We start from the raw sequence: 19,187 nt of genomic DNA, 5'->3' as shown, positions 1-19,187 counted from the left end.
GGGGCATGGCAAGAACTGTAACCGTTTATAACGATTGAGTCACGTTCTCGGCACGATTTGTGATGCATGTGAAAATTGTGACTCGCAGGATCTGTAGCTTGGGGGCCTTCACCTGCGGAAAAGATGTTCTCGTGACGTACCGCACAATCGTTACCATTGGCGTGTCGTCGATCGGGCGACTAGGCGGTTGGGGGCCGTCGCGCTACACTGAACTCTTTAAATTCTTTCGATTATCGGTGGTGATCGCGCATGCCAGTAGGAAAAGTGAAGTGGTTCGATGCCGAGAAGGGCTTCGGCTTCGCTTCTAACCCAGGGGACGAGGACGTCTACGTGGGCAAGAACGTGCTGCCCGACGGCGTCGACGAGCTCTTCCCGGGACAGCGAATCGAGTTCGATTTCGCCGCAGGACGTCGCGGGCCGCAGGCGCTGCGCGTGAAGGTGCTCGACGAGCCGCGCCGCCGCCCGGTGCACCGCCGCAAGCCGGAGGAACTGGGCAGCATGCTCGCAGATGTGATGTCCATGCTGGAGACTCAGGTGCAGCCGGCGCTCGACGCAGGCCGCTACCCGGAGCGTAAGGAGTCCCGCCAGATTGCGGAGATTCTCCGCGCCGTGGCCAAGGAGCTCGACGCCTAAGCGCAGAGCTTTAAAGCCCGTTCTTATTCAGCCTCCGTCGTGAACGCCCATGTGGCCATGACGGGGGTTTCTTCGCCTTTATCATCTGCACCGATGAGCAGGGCAGAGACTTCCATGACGACGAGATTGGTGTCGTTGCCGTCATGCTGGGTGGTCACGGGGATATCCACTTCGGTGGCTTCGCCTGGTGTGAAGGTGCGCTCAGTATTCGCGGCCGGGTCGTCGTAAATGCTGAGCACCGTCCACTGCTGCTGAGCGACTTCGTCGGGCACGGTGAGACGGATATTCTCAGCGCCCTCGGCGTTGATTCGGGTGACCTCGCCTTCCGGGCACTCGGCGCCGAATTCGCAGACGCTGAACGGGGTGGAGGAGACCTCCTGCTCGTTATCGGAGCCGTCAGCCGTGGCCGCGACTTCGAGCTCAGCTGGTGGGGTGGCGGGGCGGTTCTCCTGCCAGTTCAAGAAAAAATACAGGCCAGCGACAATGGCGATCACCGCGACGGTGATTGCTGTGACCGTCCACGCGGGAGTCCACGTGGTCTTCGACGTTCCTGCCTTGCTTTCGACCATGACTAAGCAGTCTAACCGGCAGGTGGGCAAGCGCCCCTATTTCGGTTCGAAGGTGACCCGGTACATGTCAGGCCAGCGTTTGCCCGTGAGGAAGAACTCATTGTCGCTGCCTGGGATATGGGCGATCCCGTTCAACACGTGGTTCGGGTCGGGGGAGGCGTTGTTGGGGAGGCCGGAGGCGTCGATAAGCGCCTCGACCTTTCCTGTCTTCGCGTCGATGCGCACGATGTCCGTCGTGGTGAAAATATTGGCGTAAATATCGTCGCCGACGCACTCGAGCTCGTTGATGCCCTCGAGCGGCTGACCGTCGCGGGTGACGGTGAAGCGTTCGCGCTCGGTGAGCGTGTCCGGATCCATGCGCCGCAACTCGGCCGTTCCGTCGGAGAAGATCACTTCACCTGCGTCCTGGCGGTGGCACAGGCCCCACCCTTCGCCGTCGAAGGAGGTGCGCTCGAGCTCGTCTAGGGTCTCTGCGTCGCGCTTGATCGCGGTGTTGCTCTGCCAGGTCAATTGCCACAAGTGGTCGCCGACGCGCGTGATGCCCTCGCCGAAGAATTCCGGCGCGAGATCCTGGCTGGCCAGCTCTTTGCCCTCCGGTGTGGTGCGGTAGATGCGCGATTCGCCGTTCATGCCGGTGGCGACGTACAGCGTGCCGTCGGGCGCGACTTCGAGGCCCTGGGTGAAGCTCGTGTCGTCGAAGGGGAGCGTCTCGTTGATGGAGACGGTGAGCATCTCCGTGCCTTCCGTCTCCTGCTGCGCAGCCGTCGAGCTGCCCTCGGCGCTGCACCCGACGAGAAGGGCGACCGCGGACACGGCGGAGATGGACGACAGCAACGCGGCGGCGTGGGGGATTTGGACCATAGGGTCTATCTTGCAACAGTGTCAGCCATAATGGGGTGCGTGCCCCGGAGAAGAAACGACAAGAAAGCAGGACCGCTGCTCGGCGACAAAGCGGTGACGACCGCGCGTGAAGCGTTGCTCGAGCTCGACCAAGGCGCAGTCGGCGACCACATCGGTGTTGTCGGACTGAGCGTGAATGTAGCCACCCACCGCTTCGAGGCGGACGTGCCCGGCTATTCGGGATGGGAGTGGAATGCGGTCCTCGCATGCGCGACTGGCTCCGACTACATCACTGTCAATGAGGTCGCGCTCGTGCCTGCGCCGTCGGGCGATGCGTTGCAGGCACCGGACTGGGTGCCGTACACGGAGCGTCTTCGCCCCGGCGACCTCGGTCCGGGCGATCTCATGGAGCCAGCGCCGGACGACGAGCGCCTGACCGATGACTCTTTCTCCAAAGACGCAGTGGTCTTCATCGGCCGGGAGACGAAGCAGTACCTGACCACCACGGGGTTGAAGGCGGCGAAGCAGCGGTGGCGGCGCGGCGAATTCGGGCCCAATTCGGACCATGCCTCCCAGGCGGCACTGCAGTGCAAGACCTGCGCGTTCTATATCCCGGCGGCGGAACCGGTGGGCAAGAATTTCGGCATCTGCGCTAACGAATACTCCGCGGACGGCCACGTTGTTTCCGCAGTGTACGGCTGCGGAGCCCACTCCGAGACCAAGGTCGACAGCGAGGACGTCACGCCGAGCAGCGCGCTTTTCGACGACGAAAAACCCCTGTATTAATTCCGGTTCTGCCTGATTCCCCGTCCGCGCCATTTTGATTTTCGCGCTGTGAGTGGGACGCTATTGCCGTTATTGACATGCAAACGTCAGGGGAATCACAGTGAGTGACACCACGAATCCGTCCGGCTCCACGAAAGTGACCGAGACACCCAATGAGGCGGGGGAGATCTCCGGCCTTGACCGTTTCTTCCACATTTCTGAGCGCGGCTCCTCGGTAGGCCGCGAGGTGCGCGCCGGTGTGGTCACGTTCTTCGCCATGGCGTACATCGTCCTGCTCAACCCGCTGATCCTGGGCACGAGTGAGGATTCCGCCGGCACCGTGCTGGGCATCCCGCAGGTCGCCGCCGCAACGGCATTGGTGGCCGGTGTCATGTGTATCTTGTTCGGCGCCATCGCCAACTACCCGTTCGGCATCGCCGCTGGCCTGGGCATTAACACGCTCGTCGCTGTCACGCTGGTGGGCACGGAGGGGCTGACCTGGGCGCAGGCGATGGGCCTGGTGGTCGTCGACGGCATCATCATCGTGTTGCTGGCCATCTCCGGCTTCCGCACCGCCGTCTTCCGCGCGATCCCGCCGTCGATGAAGGCCGCGATCGGCGTGGGCATCGGCATGTTCATCTCCCTGATCGGCTTCGTCGACGCTGGCTTCGTCCGCCGCATCCCTGACGCGGCGATGACCACGGTCCCGGTCCAGCTGGGCATCAACGGCTCGATCGCGTCGTGGCCGACGCTCGTGTTCATTCTCGGTCTGTTCATCTGCGGCTTCATGGTTTCCCGCCAGATCCCGGGCGGCCTGTTCATCGGCATCGTGATCAACACGATCATCGCCCTGATTGTGGAAGCTGTCACCGGCGCCGGCTCCGCGGCCGATAACGGCCCGACCGGCTGGAACCTTGCCGTACCGAGCCTGCCGGACTCCTTCGGCGGCATCCCGGACCTCTCCATCGTCGGTGCAGTCGACATCCTCGGCGCCTTCACCAATATCGGTGTCGTCACCGCATCCCTGCTGGTGTTCACCCTGGTGCTGGCCAACTTCTTCGACGCCATGGGCACGATGACCGCGCTCGGCCGCCAGGCTGGCCTGACCGATGAGAAGGGCGAGCTGCCCGAGATGAAGAAGGCGCTCGTCGTCGAGGGCCTCGGCGCTGTCGTCGGCGGTGCGGGCTCCGCGTCGTCCGCCACGGTCTTCGTCGACTCGTCTGCGGGCATCGCCGACGGCGCGCGTACCGGTCTGGCCAATATCGTCACCGGCCTGCTCTTCCTCGCCGCGATGTTCTTCACCCCGCTCTACGAGATCGTGCCGATCGAGGCCGCCGCGCCGGTGCTGGTCATCGTCGGTGCTCTCATGATGATGCAGGTCAGCGAGATCGACTGGACCAAGTTCCACATCGCCCTGCCGTCCTTCCTCACCATCGTGGCTATGCCGTTCACGTACTCCATCGCCGACGGCATCGGCATCGGCTTCATCACCTTCGCACTGTTCTCTGTCTTCGCCGGTAAGGCGAAGGAAGTGCACTGGTTGATGTGGCTGATCTCCGCGCTCTTCGTGGTGTTCTTCGCCATGGACCCGATCATGTCTGCCATTTCCTAACCGCCATGATTCACATCACCGACCCTGCCGATCCACGTCTCGACGACGTCCGCGACCTCAAAACCATGGACAACGCGAAAGGCCTCGTTTTCGGGGAAGGCCCGCTCGTCGGCGGGCGCGTGATCGATTCGCGTTACCCGCTGCGCTGCGTCGTCGGCTTTGAGAAAAAGCTCGACACATTCTTTGCCCAGCGCGAGGCAGAAGGCTTGCCGCCTATCGACGTCCCCGTCTACGTGGTCACCCGCGAGCTGCTCGCGGAGGTCGCTGGGTACGACATGCACCGCGGAATCATCGCGGTGGCGGACCGCGCGCCGGAACGCGACGTCGATACGCTCCTTGATTCACGCACCCTCGTCGTGCTCGAAGGCGTCGGTGACCACGAGAATATCGGCGCGATCTTCCGCAATGCCGCTGGAATGGGCGTCGACGGCGTGCTGCTAGGCGCGGGCACGGCCGATCCGCTGTACCGCCGCAGCGTGCGCGTGTCTATGGGGCATGTGCTGCGCCTGCCGTTCGCGCACCTCGAGGGCACGGTGACCACCTGGCAGCGCTCGCTTGAACAACTGCGCGAAGCAGGCTTTCGCCTAGTTTCGCTCACACCCGACGACAAGGCTGAGCATCTCGCCAACGCGCTTATCGACGACACCGGCGCCCCCTATGAGAAAGTCGCCCTCCTCGTCGGCGGCGAGGGGCCCGGACTGACGGAGCACGCCATGCGTGCCACTGATATCCGCGCCCGCATCCCCATGGCGAATGGCACCGACTCGCTGAACGTGGCCACCTCCGCCGCGATCGCGTTTTACGAGCGCGACCGGTCGTTGAGCTTTCAGCGGTCCGAGTGACGGATCCGTTCCACCACGGCGTCCTTGAGGTCGCGCCAGCGTCGCTTCAGGCCTCGCCCAAGACGGCGGGCTGCCGCGGCTGAGGCATCGGCGAACTGAGCGAATTCGCCGCCTTGCTCGTCGTCAGCGGTCTCCTCATAATCGTCGTAGTCCGCGCTCGGGCTCGAGAATTTCGCAGCGACCTCCGCGACATTTTTGGTCTCGGGTTTGCGCGGCTCCACCTTCGGTTCCGGGCGACCGTCGACGGCATAGCCCACCACATTGATATCCGGGCCGTCGGGGGAAACATCGACTCCGAGCCACGCAGTCTCCGCGGCGTGCATGAGATCCACTGGCTCGAAAGGCAGCGAAATGCCGCCGATTTGTTCAGCGCGCTCGCCCGCCCAATAGGGCGCTTCGAAAGGCTCCGGCAGGCCGAGATCCTCCATCAAAGCGGTGCGTGTGGCGCACAGACTGCGGGAGACCTCCTCACCGTGGAAGTGCGCGAAGCCGCCGAAACCAGCACCCTCGCCGGTGCCCTCCGCGAAGACGAACACATCATCCGCGGGGACTGCAGCGAGCAGGTCAGGGGAGATGTCCGAGAGCTTTCCGCAGTCCTCCACGAAAGTCTGCAGCACAGCCACGCCCGGATAACCGGCGATATAGAACTCTGCCCTTGATGGTTTCGTGGAGCGGTTCAACGGGAACTGCCCGATCGGCGTGATCGGCCACCGGGGATTGAGCTGGGACAAGAGTTTGCGGCCGAAGCCCCGGTCGGCTTTCGGCTCCGCTTCGAGCACCGCCGCAGGGTTGGCGGTGCCGACGTACCAGAATGTCACCACTGCGGGATAGCTCATTGCGCGTTCCTACCCAGCTCTATTTCGGCCGCTTGGTATTGGTACGCACGCCCAAGAGCACGTCTTCCCAGTGCGGGGTGACAGCCTTGCGGCGTCGCTTCTGCGGTTTTTCCTCCGGCTCCGGATTCTGGAGGAAATCACCTTCCGCGAATTCATTCGGCTGGGTTTGGGGGACGGACAGATTCTCTTCTTCGTGCGGGATATTGTCCTGCGGGTACGCCTCGTCTTCGACGTACTCCGGCTCCGGCTCGTACGCCGTGTGCGCGGACAGGGAGCGGACCGGCTGGGCAAAGGAGGGGTCGATGAGATCCGCTGCGACCGGATCGCGCGGCTCGGTGGTGGCGGGGCTGCCCATGGAGCGACGGAAGAACCATTCCGCGCTGTGCTCCTGCAAGCCAGCCTTCCACGTCACGCGCACGACCCACGGTTCGCCTGCTTCGCGCACGGCATCCCAGTGGGCCTCGGACAGGACATGGCCGCGCGCCGCGAAAGCGAGAGCGAGGACTTCGAAGAGCGTGTCCGGGGCAGTGCCGTCATCACGGACCGGGTGGGACTGCTTGGCGGCTTCCGCGACCTGCGCGCGCTCCAGCAGGACCGGGTGCGCGTACGGTTCGATGCGGCTTTCAGCCACGCCCATCTCTTCGGCCAGCGCCGCCGCGTCCGCGCCTGCACGAATGCGGGCCTGAATCTCATTCGGACGCATAGACAGGGGAGTGGCGAACAGCGGATCCGGCTCGACCGGGGTGCGCACCGGCTCTGCGGGTTCTGCGGGTTCAGCTGGTTCCGTAGGCTCTGCTGGCTCTTCGGTGTCTTCGGCTAGTTCGGTCGTGTCGATCGTGTCGGTCGCTTCTGGTTCGTCGTCGCTGGAATAGACGGTGAAGGTGGGGCGCGACGGTTCGTCGACAAGCTCGGCATCGACGAGCTCGTACTCTTCGGCGGAATTATCGAAGGCGTCGGTGTAATCGCGCTCGGCGTCGAACAGGACGGGATCCGGCTCGCCGACCTCGCGGAGATCGGCGCGGGGGATGCGGAATCGCTCGCCGTCCTCGGTGCGCAGCACCCAGACGGTATCCGTCGATTCTTCTGCAACTACAAAGAGCTCGCGCATCCACAACTCCTTACACCGGTGTCATTCACTGACACACTTTAACCGATGAAAGGCCCTGAACCCGGTTACTTCGTGCCGACGCCCTGGCCGAGCATGAAGTCGATCGCGCCCGTCAGCTTGGTCACGTCCTCGGTGTCGATCGCCGGGAACATTCCGATGCGCAGCTGGTTGCGGCCCAGCTTGCGGTACGGCTCGGTGTCGATGATGCCGTTCGCGCGCAGTGCTTTGGCCAACTCAGCCGCATCGATGGAATCGTCGAAATCGATGGTGCCCACGACATACGAGCGCTTCTCGGCGTCTTTGACGAAAGGCGTGGCGTGCGCGTGGTTTTCCGCCCAGGAATACAGAGCCTCGGAATTCGCGCGGGTGCGCTTGACCATGCCGTCAAGGCCGCCGTTGTCGTTCATCCACTTCACCTGGTCAGCGAGCATGAGCAGGGTGCCCACGGCCGGGGTGTTGTAGGTCTGGTTCCTGCGGGAATTGTCCACCGCCGTCTGCAGGTCCAAAAACGCCGGGATGAAGCGGCCGGATTCCTTGATCTTGGCGATGCGCTCGATCGCCGCGGGGCTCATCGCAGCCAACCACAGGCCGCCATCGGAGGCGAAGGACTTCTGCGGGGAGAAGTAATAAGCATCAGTCTGGGAGATATCGACAGGCAGGCCGCCGGCGCCGGACGTTGCGTCGATAAGCACGAGCGCGTCGGTGTCCGGGCGGGTGACGGGCACCATCGTGCCTGTCGACGTCTCATTGTGCGCCCATGCCACGACGTCCGCATCAGTGCCGTCCAGTTCGCCAGGCTCCGGTGCGGTGCCCGGCTCGGACTCAACGATGGCCGGGTCCTCGAGCCACGGTGCCTGCTTGGATGCCTTAGCGAACTTGGAGGAGAACTCGCCGTAGGTGAGGTGCGCAGACTTGTTCTCGATCATGCCGAAAGTCGCCGCATCCCAGAACGCAGTCGCGCCACCCAGCGAAAGCACGATTTCGTAGCCAACCGGCAGGGAGAACAGCTCAGCCAGACCTTCACGGACATGGCCGACCAGGTTCTTGACCTCCGGTTGGCGGTGGGAGGTGCCCATCACCGTGGCAGCACCTTTGCTGAGCGCCTCGATCTGAGCCGGGCGCACCTTCGACGGGCCACAACCGAAGCGGCCGTCGCCGGGAGCGAATTCTGCGGGAAGTGCTGGGTAGTCGGTCATGGATGCCCCTTAACTATCGCTTCAAAACTTCTATTCCGTTCACAATAACTGAAACAGCACTCCCGTCAGGTGGAATTATGCGGCCGGATTGGCGAGGGGCTGTAGCTGTGGCGAGTCGTGTGCGATCAAAACAGTGTCGCGGTAATCACATCTGCTGATAGAGTTGTCTCATGTCAATTTCGGTGCATGCTTATGTGTGCAGCCGTCTTCCGCTTCATACGGAGGTAGCGCTGTAGCCGGGCACGCACCGCCCAACGACTCTGCGAAAGGTTCACTGTGGCTTCTGAGAATCAGGACAAAGCGGTACTGCATTACCCCGGCGGCGAGTACGAGATGGACTTCATCCGTGCCTCCGAGGGCAACGACGGCTTCGTCCTAGGCAACCTCCTAGGCGAGACCGGCCTAGTCACCTTCGATCCGGGGTATGTCTCCACCGGTTCGACTGAGTCCAAGATCACCTATATCGACGGTGACGCAGGTATTCTGCGCTACCGCGGCTACGACATCGCCGACCTGGCGAACAAGGCCACCTTCAACGAGGTCTCCTACCTGCTCATCAACGGTGAACTGCCGAAGGCGGACGAGCTGGAGAAGTTCAACTCCGAGATCCGCCACCACACCCTGCTGGACGAGGACTTCAAGGCCGCTTTCAACGTCTTCCCGCGCGATGCGCACCCGATGGCAGTGCTCGCTTCCTCGGTGAACATCCTCTCCGCCTACTACCAGGACCAGCTGGACCCGCTGAACGAAGAGCAGCTTGATAAGGCCACCGTGCGCCTGATGGCCAAGGTGCCGATGCTGGCGGCGTACGCCTACCGCGCTTCCCAGGGCAAGCCGTACATGTACCCGAACAACGCACTGAACCCGCGCGAGAACTTCCTGCGCATGATGTTCGGTTACCCGACCGAGCCGTACGAGGTCGACCCGGTCGTGGTCAAGGCTCTGGACAAGCTGCTCATTCTGCACGCCGACCACGAGCAGAACTGCTCCACCTCCACGGTCCGCATGATCGGCTCCGCGCAGGCGAATATGTTCGTCTCCATCGCCGGCGGCATCAACGCTCTTGCTGGCCCGCTGCACGGCGGTGCGAACCAGGCAGTGCTGGAGATGCTCGAGGACATCCAGAACAACAACGGCGGCGACGCGTCCGACTTCATGAACCGCGTGAAGAACAAGGAAAAGGGCGTTCGTCTGATGGGCTTCGGCCACCGCGTGTACAAGAACTACGACCCGCGCGCCGCGATCGTCAAGGAGTCCGCTCACGAGGTGCTGCAGCACCTGGGCGGCGACAGCCTGCTCGACCTGGCGATGGAACTCGAGGAGATCGCCCTCAACGACGACTACTTCATCGAGCGCAAGCTGTACCCGAACGTGGACTTCTACACCGGCCTGATCTACCGCGCGATGGGCTTCCCGACGGACTTCTTCACCGTCCTGTTCGCCATCGGCCGCCTGCCGGGCTGGATCGCTCACTACCGCGAGCAGCTCGCGATGAACTCCAAGATCAACCGTCCGCGCCAGATTTACACCGGCGAGACGCAGCGCGAGTTCGTCCCGCGCGACCAGCGCTAATACGCTTTCAAGGCGGTCCGAAACGCGCCGCCTGCACCCCAATGCGATTCCGCTGATTGAAGAAACCGGGCCTATAATGAGCCGGTAATCTTTTCGGCGGGGTCGCATTTTCGTATGGAAGCCCAGCGCAGCCATGCGTGCAGCCCCGAATGTCAAGGAGAATCTTTTATGGACAAGCCGACCATCAACGTCTCGAATGAGCCGGCTCCGACTGACCTCGTGATCGAAGACATCGTCATCGGTGAGGGTGAGGAAGCACAAGCCGGCGGCATGGTCAAGGTCCACTACTTGGGCTGGTATTACCAGACCGGCAAAAAATTCGACAGCACCTGGGACCGCGGCGGAGCAGAAGAATTCCCGCTCGCCGGCCTCATCGAAGGCTGGCAGGACGGCATCCCGGGCATGAAGGTCGGCGGCCGCCGCCAGCTGACCATTCCGCCGGAGAAGGGCTACGGCCCGGCCGGTGGCATTCACCCGCTGTCCGGTCACACCCTCGTGTACGTCATCGATCTGCTCGATGTGAACTAAATGGCAGCCGCTGATTTCTTTGAGCTGAACAGCGGTGCCTCCATGCCACGGCTGGGGCTGGGCACGTACAAGCTCGACGGCCCCGCATCCGATACGGTCGCGCTCATCCGCCGAGCGATCGAGCTCGGCTACCGCCACTTCGACACGGCTTCCTTGTACGGCAACGAGGAAGCCGTGGGGCAAGCGCTTATCGACGCTATCCGCGCTGGCGACGTCGCCCGCGAGGACCTCTTCGTCACCTCGAAGGTCTGGAACGACGACCAGCCCCGCGCGGCCGAGGCCTTCGGCGAATCCCTCAAGCGCCTGGGTCTCGACTATCTGGATCTGTTCATGGTGCACTGGCCGTGGCCGCAGAACGGCACATTCGTCGACGCCTACCGTGCGCTGATCGATGTCCGCGACCGCGGCGACCTCGTCTCCGTCGGTGTGGCGAATTTCTACGAGGAGACCCTCGACGAGATCATCGATGCGACCGGCACCGCCCCCGCGGTCAATCAGGTGGAGCTCCATACCGGCTTCACGCAGACCCAGCTGCGGGAGTACCACGCCAAGCACAGCATCCTCACCGAGGCCTGGGCTCCGCTGGGCAGGGGAGAGATCCTCAGTGGCCCCGCCATCACCGAGATCGCGGAGGCCCACGACGCCACCCCGGGCCAGGTCGCCCTGGCACACCTGCTTGCTCACGGCATCTCCGTCATCCCGAAGACGGCCAACCCGGATCGCCTGGCGGAGAACTTCGGCGCCCACGACGTCGCGTTGAGCGACGAGGAGATCGCCTGCCTCGACCGCGTTCAGGGGCATCGCCAGTCCAAGGACCCGCGCGAGTTCCCGGGTTAGGCATTCGCTGACAGCTGCGTCTGCCTCCTCGGCCCTCGCCGCTGGGTTTAGCTTTGGCCCGTCCCTTTACTGACTACTTGATGAACTGGCGCGCGAATTCCGCGGCGTTCTTGAGGTCCTCCGGCTTGATATTGCGGGCGAAGTTCTGCGCCTCCGAGGACATGCCCTGCGGGGTGGGGTTGGAGGAGAAGTCCGGCACCGAGGAGTTCTCCGGGATTCGGTAGGCCGGTGCCTGCTGTGACGGAGCGGGCTTAGGCTTCGCCGGCGCCGCCGGTGCCGGGGCAGGAGCACTGGCTCGCCCGGGCTGCCACTGGCCCCAATCGGTGGTGTAGACGTTGTTGATATCGCACAGGTGGCCCTCGATGTGCTTCTGCCACTTGGCCTTCTGGTGAATATTCGCGCGCGGGTGGAGCTTTCCGCCGGAGCCCCAGTCGTGCTGCCAGAAGTAGGAGCCGATGCCGTCCTCCACGCACCACTGGATGACGTTGTAGTTGCCGTACACGCCGGTCTTCAAGCCGGCCGCAGACAATGCCGTCTGAAACGCGCGCAGGTACGGGCGGATCTGGTTGGTGTACTGCGTGCGCGTGGGGTTGTCGTCGATGGCGACGTAGATCGGTTTGCCGTTCGGGCCGCCAGCCGCACGGTGGAGTTGGATCGCCTGTGGGACATGGACCGCGGCGCCGGCGGCACCCATCAGCCAGTCGGCGGTCTGGGCGCGGCCGAACTGGTAGACGGAGGCGGTGAACAACCCGTTGGCGGCGAAATCCCGGGTCTCGGAGAGACGCACCGGCTTTGCCTTCATCCAGCTCACGGAGTCAGGGCGCGGCTGGGAGACGTAACGGACGGCACCCATGTGGCCGGCGGCCTTGATAGCCCGGCCGGAGGGAATGCCGCCGGCGTAGTCGAGGACGGTGCCGATGGGTTTACGGTTCTGGGCGTCGGCGGACGGGATGCGGGAGACTCCGGCGGCACCGGCGACGCCGAGGACGGCAAGGGCGGAGGCACGGCTGAGGAAGCGGCGACGGGAGAGATCATTAGTAGTCACAATCGAAACATTAGCAACACAAGCAACGGGTGGCCAGCGCAAACGTCCGAGTCTCAATTTTCTACTTGTTTTCTCGATTGGAAAGTGTCATGCTTTCTTATGTGGAAAACAAGGGAGATGCAATGAATGTGACAGAGGTGAATGAATCGCTCGCGGCCGTCCGCGATATTGAGGCGCGCGCCGCGCAGATGCCGGTGCCGTGGGGCATGGTGACTGCCGTGGGGCTGACCTTCGGTCTCGGTGTCGGCATCATGCTGGCCGGAAATGTGTGGGGACTGCTTGTCATTCTCGTTTCGATGGCTCTCATCATCGTGCTTGAATTTGGCAGCAAGCGGGCTGTCCGCACTGCGATGAAGCAGGACGTGCACCAGGAAGAGGATTCGTTGGGTTGGAAAGGGGTTCTGCTGTACATAGTGCTCTACACGATCGCGTATATCGGAATGCAGGTCTACGCCGACCACTACCCGGACGGGAACACAACGGTCGGCATCGTCGTGGGAATCATTGCCGCCGCAGCGATGATCGCGGGCTACGGCCTGACGTGGAGGAAGTTCCATTGATCGACCCAGTCATTCATCCCCTCAACCGCCTGAAGATCTGTGCGGCGCTGCGCGCTGGCGGTGCGACGGAGGGCACGACGCGCCGCGAAATGAAGTTCTCGCGGCTGCGGGATATCACTGATCTGTCGGATGCAACCCTGTCCAAGCAGCTCGGCGTCTTAGAGGAGCACGGCTACGTCTCCAGGTTCCGCGAATACGGGTCAACTCGTGCGAAAGACACGGTGTGGGTCACCCTCACCAAGTCAGGGGAGAAGGCCCTCGAGGGCCACCTTGATGCGCTGAACCGATACGCTGAGCCGCATGACGAAACTGACCAAGACTCCCAAGGAGCTTCAGAAGGCGCTTGATTGCGCAGGCGCGAGCGGCGCCATCTCGCTCGTACCCACCATGGGCGCTCTTCATAGCGGCCATATCTCTCTTGTCCGCGCCGCCCAGGAATTGGGCAACCCGGTGGTGGTGAGCATCTTCGTCAACCCCCTGCAGTTCGCGCCGGGGGAGGACCTCGACGCCTACCCGCGCACGCTCGAGGAGGACATCGCGAAGCTCGAGGCCGAGGGCGTCGAAGCGGTTTTCGCGCCGAGCGTATCGACGATGTACCCCCACGGTCCCCGCACCACGATCCACCCGGGGCCGCTCGGATCGGTGCTGGAAGGAACAACCCGCCCGACGCATTTCGCGGGTGTGCTGACAGTGGTAGCCAAGCTGTTCTGCCTCACCGGCGCCACCGACGCATTCTTCGGCGAGAAGGATTACCAGCAGCTGGCTCTCATCCGCCAGATGGTCGAGGACCTGCACTTGCCGGTGCGTATTCACGGTTGCCCGATCGTGCGCGAAGGCAGCGGTCTGGCCCTGTCATCGCGCAACCGCTACCTGAGCGAGGAAGAGCCCCACACTGCGCTGACGTTGTCCCGCGCATTGGCGACGGGCAGCTATGACGAAGCCCTGGCGGTTCTCGAGTCCGCCGAGGGCATCGAGCTCGACTACCTCGCAGTGACCACGCCGGAGCTCGAAGAGCTTCCGGAGGGTTACACCGGCCCCGCGCGTCTGCTCGTCGCCGCGAAGGTCGGGGAGACCCGTCTGATCGACAACGTCGAAGTTCAGGTCTAAGCCCTAGAAGGTGTGCTCGTCCGCGGGGAATTCGCCCTCGTGGACGGCGCGCTTGTAATCGGCGGCGGCTGCGCCGAGCGCCTCGCCGACCGCACCGAATTGGCGCACGAAACGCGCACGGTGGCCGCCCGCCGGGAAATCGGCCAGGTCGTGCCAGACCAGCACCTGCGCATCCGTGTCCGGGCCAGCGCCGATGCCGATGGTGGGAACGGGGCAATTGGCGGTGATCTCCTTGGCCAGATCAGCCGGGACCATCTCGAAAACGACCATGTCCGCGCCCGCTTCGACGACCGCGTTGGTGTCGGCCCACAGCTGGTCGGCACTATCGTCGCGTCCCTGGACCTTGAAGCCGCTCAAGTTGTCCACGGACTGCGGGGTGAATCCGACGTGGGCGCACACTGCGAGCCCGGCGTTTTTGAGCGCCTTGATGCGCGGGGCGATGCGGACGCCACCCTCGAGCTTCACCATGTGGGCGCCACTGCGGCGGATCATCTCGGTGGCGGTGCGCACGCACTGCTCGTCGGAGGCCTCGTAGCTGCCGAAGGGAAGATCAGCCACGACGAGGGCATTGCCAGCACCGCGGACGACTGCGGCGGCGAGGTAGGTAATCTCCTCGACGGAGACCTGGTTGGTCGTCTCATAGCCGAAGACCACATTTGCGGCGGAGTCACCAACGAGCATGCACTCGATGCCCGCCTCGGCGAAGACGCGGGCGGTGGAATAGTCGTAAACGGTGAGCATCGCCCACGTCTCGCCGTCGCGCTTTTTCTGCTTCAGGTCCGCGACCCGAACTTTCTTGGTGGGGGCCAGGTATCCAGTCATGCAGACAGTCTAGGCACGCGCCGAGGTGACGGCGTTGATGACGTCGGGATCTGCATTCTCGACATCGACCGCGATCGGGTCCATCGGACCCGCGTCTGTCGGAGTCTCGTGGCGGGGGAGACGCAGCACCGGGCACACGATCGGCACGCCGGCGTCGTTGATGATGCGGGCGGAAATGCCGTAGACGCGCTCGAGCAAATCCGGGGTCAATACTTCAGCCGGAGTGCCCTTGGCAATCGCCTGGCCATCCTTGATAACCAGTAGCTCGTCGCAGAAACGGGCAGCCAAGTTCAGATCGTGCAGGGCGACGAGGGCCTGACGGTCATCGCCGCGGACCTCGTCCTGGATGATCTGCAGCAGTTCCACCTGGTGGCGCAGGTCGAGGGCGGAGGTGGGTTCGTCGAGAAGCATGATGCGCGGGGAGCGCACGAGCATCTGCGCGACGGCCACGAGCTGACGTTGGCCGCCGGACATATCCGAAATCATGCGGTCCGACAGCTTCGTGATGCCCAGGCGGTGCATGACCTCGGCGGTCGTCTGCAGTGCGTTGCCGTTGCCCTCGCCGCGGCGGCGGGCGGAGACCATGACGGATTCGAAGGCGGTGAGCGTTGCGCGCGAGAGCATGTCCTGCGGCACATAACCGACAGCTTGGACGCGCTCCTTGGCGCTCAACGTGCGGCCGTCGACGACGATGTCCGCGCTGCCCTCGGACGGCTTGTTGATGCCGGCGAGGGTTTTAACGAGCGTCGATTTGCCGGCGCCGTTCGGGCCGATGAGGCCGGTGATCTTGCCGTCGTCGAGCGGGCCGAAGGTCATGTCGTCGATGATCGTCGTCCGGCCGTACCGCACGGTGAGATTTGTTGCGCTGATGGCCATGGGGGCTTAAACACTCCTTCCACGCGAGCGGGTGAAGATCAGGAACACGAAGAACGGTACGCCGACAAGTGCGGTGATGATACCGAGCGGGATAGCCACACCGGGGATGATCGACAGCGACACAGCGTACGCGAGGCTCATGAGCATGGCACCGGCAGCGGCCGCGCCGGGGAGGAAGAATTTCTGGTCCTCACCGACGATCATGCGCGCAATGTGCGGGCCGACCAGGCCGATGAAGCCGATGATGCCCGTGAATGCGACAGATGCGGCCGCCAACAGCGACGCGACCAGCAAGGTGGTCACGCGCAGGCGTTGGACGTTGATGCCCATCGCAGCAGCGCGGTCGTCGCCGAGACGCAGAGCGGTGAGACGCCACGAATTGACGGCGCAGAAGGGGATCGCCAGAGCGAGCACGACGGCGATCACGATATTCGCGGTCCACGACGCGCGCTGCATCGAGCCCATCGTCCAGAACACGATCTGCTGGAGCGCCTCATTAGAGGCTACGTACTGCAGCAAGGAGAGCACTGCCTGGAAGAAGAAGGACAGGGCGATGCCGAGCAGGATCATCGATTCCGCGCTCGCCCCGCGCCAGATCGCGGCACCCGCGATGATCAGCACGGCGAACAGCGCCGACAGCGCCGCGGTGAGCGCGAGATTGAGTTGCGCATTCAAGATGAGCGTCCAGCCCATCACGATCGACACCGCCGCGCCGAGGGCAGCCGCCGCGGAAATGCCCAAGGTGAACGGCTCCGCCAGCGGGTTGTCCAAGATTGTCTGCATTTGCGCGCCGGACAGCCCCAATGACGCACCGACGAGCACCGCCATCACCGCCGCCGGGAGGCGGAGAGTGCGCACGACGGTCTCAGTCTGCTGGTCGACGGAATCGGGGTCGAAGACGGCGCGGAAGACGTCGCTAAGCGAAAGATCGATGGGCCCAACGACCACCGCAACGAGGAAGCTCGCGATCGCACCGAGGACAAGAAGGGCAATTGCGATTGCTTTACGACGGCCGCGGCGACGGTAGTTTTCAATCGCACGGTCCGGCGAATCCTTCTCGTAGTCGGTGTCGGGCGCTACGCGTGTGGTCATTGAGCTCTTTTCTTATCGCTTATTTTGCTTCGTATCCGTCGAGGAAGAAGGTGCCGCTGTAATCGATCGGCATCCACTCGGCATGGAAGTTCTCGAAGTCCTTCGCCGGATCCGTGTCCTCGAATTCTTCGGGGTGGAGCCACTTGGCGAATGCCTCGAGAGCGAACACGTTGTACGGGCTGTCGTAGAACTGATGGTAGACGGCGAAGAAATCACCCTCCTTAGGGGCCGTCAGTTGTTCCACACCCGGGGTCTTGAGCGGACCGCCGAAGGAATCGCGTGCCGCTGCCTCGTCAGCCTGGTAGCCCAGCTCGACGTGGCTGAAAGCGTCGGTCTTCTGCGGGTCACGCGCCCACTCACCACCGGAAACGATGAGCTTGTCCGGATTGACCTCCACGAGCTTCTCAACGGTGATCTCTGTTTCGTCGGTGCCGAGAATCTCCGGGCCGATATTATGGCCGCCTGCCGCGTCGACGAGCTTGCCCAGGTTGGCGTCGCCCGCGATGGCGCAGCAGTCCTTGAAGCCGGCTGCCATCCACACAGCGGTGTTCGGCTTCTCCGTCGTCTTTGCCACGCGGTCGGTGATATCGGCGACCTTGTCGTTGTAGAACTTGATGAAGCTTTCTGCGCGGTCGGACTTGCCGAAGAGGTCGCCGAAGAGCTTCATGGACACCTCGGTGTTGTTCAGCGGGTCCTGGCGGAAGTCAGTGAACACGTATTTCAGGCCCACTGCGTCCATATCGGCCAAAAAGCCGTTCTGCTCCGCGACCTTCTTCTGGTCCAGTGTCATGACGACCACATCCGGCTTCTGCGCCAGGAGGTTCTCCACGGTCACGTCGCCCTTCTGCAGGGAGCCGATCATCGGCAGGTCCTTGGCCTCCGGGAATTTCTCCAAGACCTTTTCGCGCATCGCCGGCGCCGCCTTTTCGAAGTCATCGCCGTACGCGACGACCTTCTCAAACGGATTGTCCTGCAGGATCGAGGTGGCGAAAACGCCGCGCCCTTCGCCGAGCAGAATACGCTCCGGCTGCTTGTCGAAGTCGACGGTGCGTCCCGCCGCGTCGGTGACGGTCAGAACTGCCTCGCCATTTTTCTCGTCCCCATTGGAACCTGCGGCGTCACTGCCGCTCGAGTCGGACGAGCAGCCGGCGAGACCGAGCACTGCGATGAACGAAAACAGCAGTGCTGCGAGTGTGCGTGGAAACTTCACGATCCACCTTTCAAAATAAGTAAGCCTATGCTTAGTTTCAGGTAACCCTTTGGATGGTAAGGCATGCCTAATTAGGAAACAAGAATGTGTCCTAATTCGGTTTGTGAGGCGATTTCCTCGGCCAATGGGTTTTTGGGCACCTACTATGGTGGGTAAAAATAAAGGAGCCTGGCCATGACCCGCACATTCAAAACTCTCGGAGTTGCCCTCGTCGCCGCCTCTCTCACGGCCGTCACCGCGTGCAGTCCCGCCGAATTCGCTGAACGGATCGCGCCCGACGCCTTGAAGCAGGAAAGTGACGTCGACTACCGGACGCTTCTTGACGACATCACGTACAAAGACAGACCGCTGGATGTGTACTCGGAGGAGGCGATGGAAAAATTCGCTAAAGAAATCGAGGAAGCGAGCGGTGGGAAACTCGGCGCAGACTGGGAGATTGATCCGCCCGAATGCGAGAAGGGGTTGAATTCCTCGAGGCAGGGTCGGGGCGAGGAAAAGATTGACATCGATAAGTACGCTCTCGCCAACTCGCACGACTTTGATCTGACGGTTTCCGCTCGGGAGATGGGTGACCGTGATTTGGATGATTTTTTCGACGGGGAGTACATGAAGAAATGCCGCTCCTACTCGATCCAGACCCCGGACATGGGGATGTACATTACGAATGAAGAAGTTCCGTTCAAAGCCGATGCCGACGAAGGGCGCGCGTTGATCGCGCGCACGGTCTCCGATGACGGGCATGAAAGCAAGAGATACGAAGCCCACGCCGTGAAAAATGGCACCGAAGTGACGGTGAATTCCTCGAACCCTTCTGAGGCGTCCATCCAGGCCGCCAACGAAACGCTCGTCCAGGTCCTGGAGCGACTCTAAAACTTCGTTGCCGGGGTATGGGCAGTTCGGGACGTTTCTTTCATGCCGTGCAGACGGTGCGGTAACGTAGCTTCTCGTTGCCCTAGTAGCTCAGTGGATAGAGCACGGCTCTCCTAAAGCCGGTGTCGGAGGTTCGATTCCTCTCTGGGGCGCCAATGTCATCAGTCGGGACATCGTTGACAGATCAGTCGCGACATGGTGGACAAACCGGTGTCTTGGTTTTTATTTTTCCAAGGCGCCGGTTTTGGTTTTTAGGTCAGTGGGGGT

21 protein-coding genes and 1 tRNA gene are annotated in these 19,187 nt (G+C 62.9%); 12 read left to right on the top strand and 10 right to left on the bottom strand.

Annotated elements, in window-relative coordinates:
- The first annotated feature begins 249 nt into the window (after positions 1–249).
- Positions 250–633, top strand: coding sequence for a cold-shock protein (locus ACUY2Y_RS11110; RefSeq protein ID WP_210575652.1), 384 nt, complete (start codon positions 250–252; stop codon positions 631–633).
- 23 nt (positions 634–656) lie between these two features.
- Here the strand turns inward: ACUY2Y_RS11110 and ACUY2Y_RS11105 are convergent, their stop codons facing one another.
- Positions 657–1,202, bottom strand: a complete 546-nt coding sequence (locus ACUY2Y_RS11105; RefSeq protein ID WP_448326494.1) for a DUF2771 domain-containing protein — start codon at positions 1,200–1,202, stop codon at positions 657–659.
- Positions 1,203–1,238: 36 nt separating this feature from the next.
- Positions 1,239–2,063 (bottom strand): glutaminyl-peptide cyclotransferase, encoded by an 825-nt coding sequence (locus ACUY2Y_RS11100; protein WP_448326492.1) that lies wholly within the window; start codon positions 2,061–2,063, stop codon positions 1,239–1,241.
- A gap of 39 nt (positions 2,064–2,102) precedes the next feature.
- Between ACUY2Y_RS11100 and ACUY2Y_RS11095 the strand changes: the two genes are divergently transcribed.
- From ACUY2Y_RS11095 to ACUY2Y_RS11085, 3 genes are all read left to right on the top strand, one after another.
- Positions 2,103–2,828, top strand: coding sequence for a DUF3027 domain-containing protein (locus ACUY2Y_RS11095; protein ID WP_448326490.1), 726 nt, complete (start codon positions 2,103–2,105; stop codon positions 2,826–2,828).
- Positions 2,829–2,964: 136 nt separating this feature from the next.
- A complete protein-coding gene (locus ACUY2Y_RS11090) occupies positions 2,965–4,419 on the top strand; it encodes an NCS2 family permease (protein WP_448326523.1) in 1,455 nt (484 codons plus the stop codon).
- Positions 4,420–4,424: 5 nt separating this feature from the next.
- Positions 4,425–5,261: a TrmH family RNA methyltransferase gene (locus tag ACUY2Y_RS11085; protein WP_448326488.1), complete on the top strand. Its 837-nt coding sequence runs from the start codon at positions 4,425–4,427 to the stop codon at positions 5,259–5,261.
- Here the strand turns inward: ACUY2Y_RS11085 and ACUY2Y_RS11080 are convergent.
- The 3 genes from ACUY2Y_RS11080 to serC all read right to left on the bottom strand — a co-directional run bounded on the left by ACUY2Y_RS11080 (position 5,246) and on the right by serC (position 8,401).
- Positions 5,246–6,097: a DUF6928 family protein gene (locus tag ACUY2Y_RS11080; protein WP_448326487.1), complete on the bottom strand. Its 852-nt coding sequence runs from the start codon at positions 6,095–6,097 to the stop codon at positions 5,246–5,248. The two genes, ACUY2Y_RS11085 and ACUY2Y_RS11080, sit on opposite strands and share 16 nt — an antisense overlap.
- 19 nt (positions 6,098–6,116) lie before the next feature.
- Positions 6,117–7,205, bottom strand: coding sequence for a septation protein SepH (sepH, locus tag ACUY2Y_RS11075; protein ID WP_448326485.1), 1,089 nt, complete (start codon positions 7,203–7,205; stop codon positions 6,117–6,119).
- 65 nt (positions 7,206–7,270) lie between these two features.
- Entirely contained in the window at positions 7,271–8,401 is a 1,131-nt protein-coding gene (serC, locus tag ACUY2Y_RS11070) for a phosphoserine transaminase (protein ID WP_448326484.1), read from the bottom strand.
- Between the two features lie 276 nt (positions 8,402–8,677).
- Here serC and ACUY2Y_RS11065 point away from each other — a divergent pair, with 276 nt between their 5' ends.
- The 3 genes from ACUY2Y_RS11065 (at position 8,678) to ACUY2Y_RS11055 (ending at position 11,338) form a co-directional block, all read left to right on the top strand.
- A complete protein-coding gene (locus ACUY2Y_RS11065) occupies positions 8,678–9,973 on the top strand; it encodes a citrate synthase (RefSeq protein ID WP_210575627.1) in 1,296 nt (431 codons plus the stop codon).
- Between the two features lie 168 nt (positions 9,974–10,141).
- On the top strand, positions 10,142–10,501 hold the full coding sequence (locus tag ACUY2Y_RS11060; RefSeq protein WP_448326482.1) for an FKBP-type peptidyl-prolyl cis-trans isomerase: 360 nt from the start codon (positions 10,142–10,144) through the stop codon (positions 10,499–10,501).
- Positions 10,502–11,338 carry an aldo/keto reductase gene (locus tag ACUY2Y_RS11055; RefSeq protein WP_448326481.1) on the top strand — a complete coding sequence of 279 codons (837 nt, stop codon included), beginning with the start codon at positions 10,502–10,504 and terminating at the stop codon, positions 11,336–11,338.
- Between the two features lie 73 nt (positions 11,339–11,411).
- On the opposite strand, the gene ACUY2Y_RS11050 is transcribed toward ACUY2Y_RS11055, so the two are convergent.
- Positions 11,412–12,386, bottom strand: a complete 975-nt coding sequence (locus ACUY2Y_RS11050; RefSeq protein ID WP_448326521.1) for a DUF1906 domain-containing protein — start codon at positions 12,384–12,386, stop codon at positions 11,412–11,414.
- A 119-nt stretch (positions 12,387–12,505) separates the two neighbouring features.
- On the opposite strand from ACUY2Y_RS11050, the gene ACUY2Y_RS11045 reads away from it, so the two are divergent.
- Genes ACUY2Y_RS11045 through panC form a run of 3 tightly spaced genes read left to right on the top strand, consistent with a single transcriptional unit; the run spans position 12,506 to position 14,050 of the window.
- Entirely contained in the window at positions 12,506–12,943 is a 438-nt protein-coding gene (locus ACUY2Y_RS11045) for a hypothetical protein (RefSeq protein WP_448326479.1), read from the top strand.
- A complete protein-coding gene (locus ACUY2Y_RS11040; protein WP_448326477.1) occupies positions 12,940–13,290 on the top strand; it encodes a transcriptional regulator in 351 nt (116 codons plus the stop codon). The genes ACUY2Y_RS11045 and ACUY2Y_RS11040 overlap by 4 nt, the downstream gene beginning before the upstream one ends.
- Positions 13,244–14,050 carry a pantoate--beta-alanine ligase gene (panC, locus tag ACUY2Y_RS11035; protein WP_448326475.1) on the top strand — a complete coding sequence of 269 codons (807 nt, stop codon included), beginning with the start codon at positions 13,244–13,246 and terminating at the stop codon, positions 14,048–14,050. Before ACUY2Y_RS11040 ends, panC begins: the two co-directional genes overlap by 47 nt.
- A 3-nt stretch (positions 14,051–14,053) precedes the next feature.
- Here the strand turns inward: panC and panB are convergent, their stop codons facing one another.
- Genes panB through ACUY2Y_RS11015 form a run of 4 tightly spaced genes read right to left on the bottom strand, consistent with a single transcriptional unit; the run spans position 14,054 to position 18,050 of the window.
- Positions 14,054–14,872 carry a 3-methyl-2-oxobutanoate hydroxymethyltransferase gene (gene panB, locus ACUY2Y_RS11030; RefSeq protein WP_448326473.1) on the bottom strand — a complete coding sequence of 273 codons (819 nt, stop codon included), beginning with the start codon at positions 14,870–14,872 and terminating at the stop codon, positions 14,054–14,056.
- A gap of 9 nt (positions 14,873–14,881) precedes the next feature.
- Positions 14,882–15,748, bottom strand: coding sequence for an ABC transporter ATP-binding protein (locus tag ACUY2Y_RS11025; RefSeq protein ID WP_448326472.1), 867 nt, complete (start codon positions 15,746–15,748; stop codon positions 14,882–14,884).
- 6 nt (positions 15,749–15,754) lie between these two features.
- Positions 15,755–16,840, bottom strand: a complete 1,086-nt coding sequence (locus ACUY2Y_RS11020) for a FecCD family ABC transporter permease (protein WP_448326470.1) — start codon at positions 16,838–16,840, stop codon at positions 15,755–15,757.
- Positions 16,841–16,859: 19 nt separating this feature from the next.
- On the bottom strand, positions 16,860–18,050 hold the full coding sequence (locus ACUY2Y_RS11015) for an ABC transporter substrate-binding protein (RefSeq protein ID WP_448326468.1): 1,191 nt from the start codon (positions 18,048–18,050) through the stop codon (positions 16,860–16,862).
- Positions 18,051–18,224: 174 nt separating this feature from the next.
- Here ACUY2Y_RS11015 and ACUY2Y_RS11010 point away from each other — a divergent pair, with 174 nt between their 5' ends.
- On the top strand, positions 18,225–18,920 hold the full coding sequence (locus ACUY2Y_RS11010; protein ID WP_448326466.1) for a hypothetical protein: 696 nt from the start codon (positions 18,225–18,227) through the stop codon (positions 18,918–18,920).
- 79 nt (positions 18,921–18,999) lie between these two features.
- Positions 19,000–19,075: transfer RNA gene (locus ACUY2Y_RS11005), tRNA-Arg, on the top strand.
- Positions 19,076–19,187: the final 112 nt, after the last annotated feature.

The organism is Corynebacterium sp. 20-84 (assembly GCF_053479455.1).
The sequence above is the reverse complement of the archived record's forward strand: the minus strand, read 5'-3'. Positions and strand labels throughout refer to the sequence as shown.

Bases quoted from the DNA above. Each gene is read 5' to 3' on its own strand.
- ACUY2Y_RS11020 (WP_448326470.1), bottom strand. From the start codon at position 16,840: ATGACCACACGCGTAGCGCCCGACACCGACTACGAGAAGGATTCGCCG.
- ACUY2Y_RS11105 (WP_448326494.1), bottom strand. From the start codon at position 1,202: ATGGTCGAAAGCAAGGCAGGAACGTCGAAGACCACGTGGACTCCCGCG.
- ACUY2Y_RS11025 (WP_448326472.1), bottom strand. From the start codon at position 15,748: ATGGCCATCAGCGCAACAAATCTCACCGTGCGGTACGGCCGGACGACG.
- panC (WP_448326475.1), top strand. From the start codon at position 13,244: ATGACGAAACTGACCAAGACTCCCAAGGAGCTTCAGAAGGCGCTTGAT.
- panB (WP_448326473.1), bottom strand. From the start codon at position 14,872: ATGACTGGATACCTGGCCCCCACCAAGAAAGTTCGGGTCGCGGACCTG.
- ACUY2Y_RS11060 (WP_448326482.1), top strand. From the start codon at position 10,142: ATGGACAAGCCGACCATCAACGTCTCGAATGAGCCGGCTCCGACTGAC.
- sepH (WP_448326485.1), bottom strand. From the start codon at position 7,205: ATGCGCGAGCTCTTTGTAGTTGCAGAAGAATCGACGGATACCGTCTGG.
- ACUY2Y_RS11080 (WP_448326487.1), bottom strand. From the start codon at position 6,097: ATGAGCTATCCCGCAGTGGTGACATTCTGGTACGTCGGCACCGCCAAC.
- ACUY2Y_RS11110 (WP_210575652.1), top strand. From the start codon at position 250: ATGCCAGTAGGAAAAGTGAAGTGGTTCGATGCCGAGAAGGGCTTCGGC.
- ACUY2Y_RS11045 (WP_448326479.1), top strand. From the start codon at position 12,506: ATGAATGTGACAGAGGTGAATGAATCGCTCGCGGCCGTCCGCGATATT.
- ACUY2Y_RS11100 (WP_448326492.1), bottom strand. From the start codon at position 2,063: ATGGTCCAAATCCCCCACGCCGCCGCGTTGCTGTCGTCCATCTCCGCC.
- ACUY2Y_RS11055 (WP_448326481.1), top strand. From the start codon at position 10,502: ATGGCAGCCGCTGATTTCTTTGAGCTGAACAGCGGTGCCTCCATGCCA.
- serC (WP_448326484.1), bottom strand. From the start codon at position 8,401: ATGACCGACTACCCAGCACTTCCCGCAGAATTCGCTCCCGGCGACGGC.
- ACUY2Y_RS11085 (WP_448326488.1), top strand. From the start codon at position 4,425: ATGATTCACATCACCGACCCTGCCGATCCACGTCTCGACGACGTCCGC.
- ACUY2Y_RS11010 (WP_448326466.1), top strand. From the start codon at position 18,225: ATGACCCGCACATTCAAAACTCTCGGAGTTGCCCTCGTCGCCGCCTCT.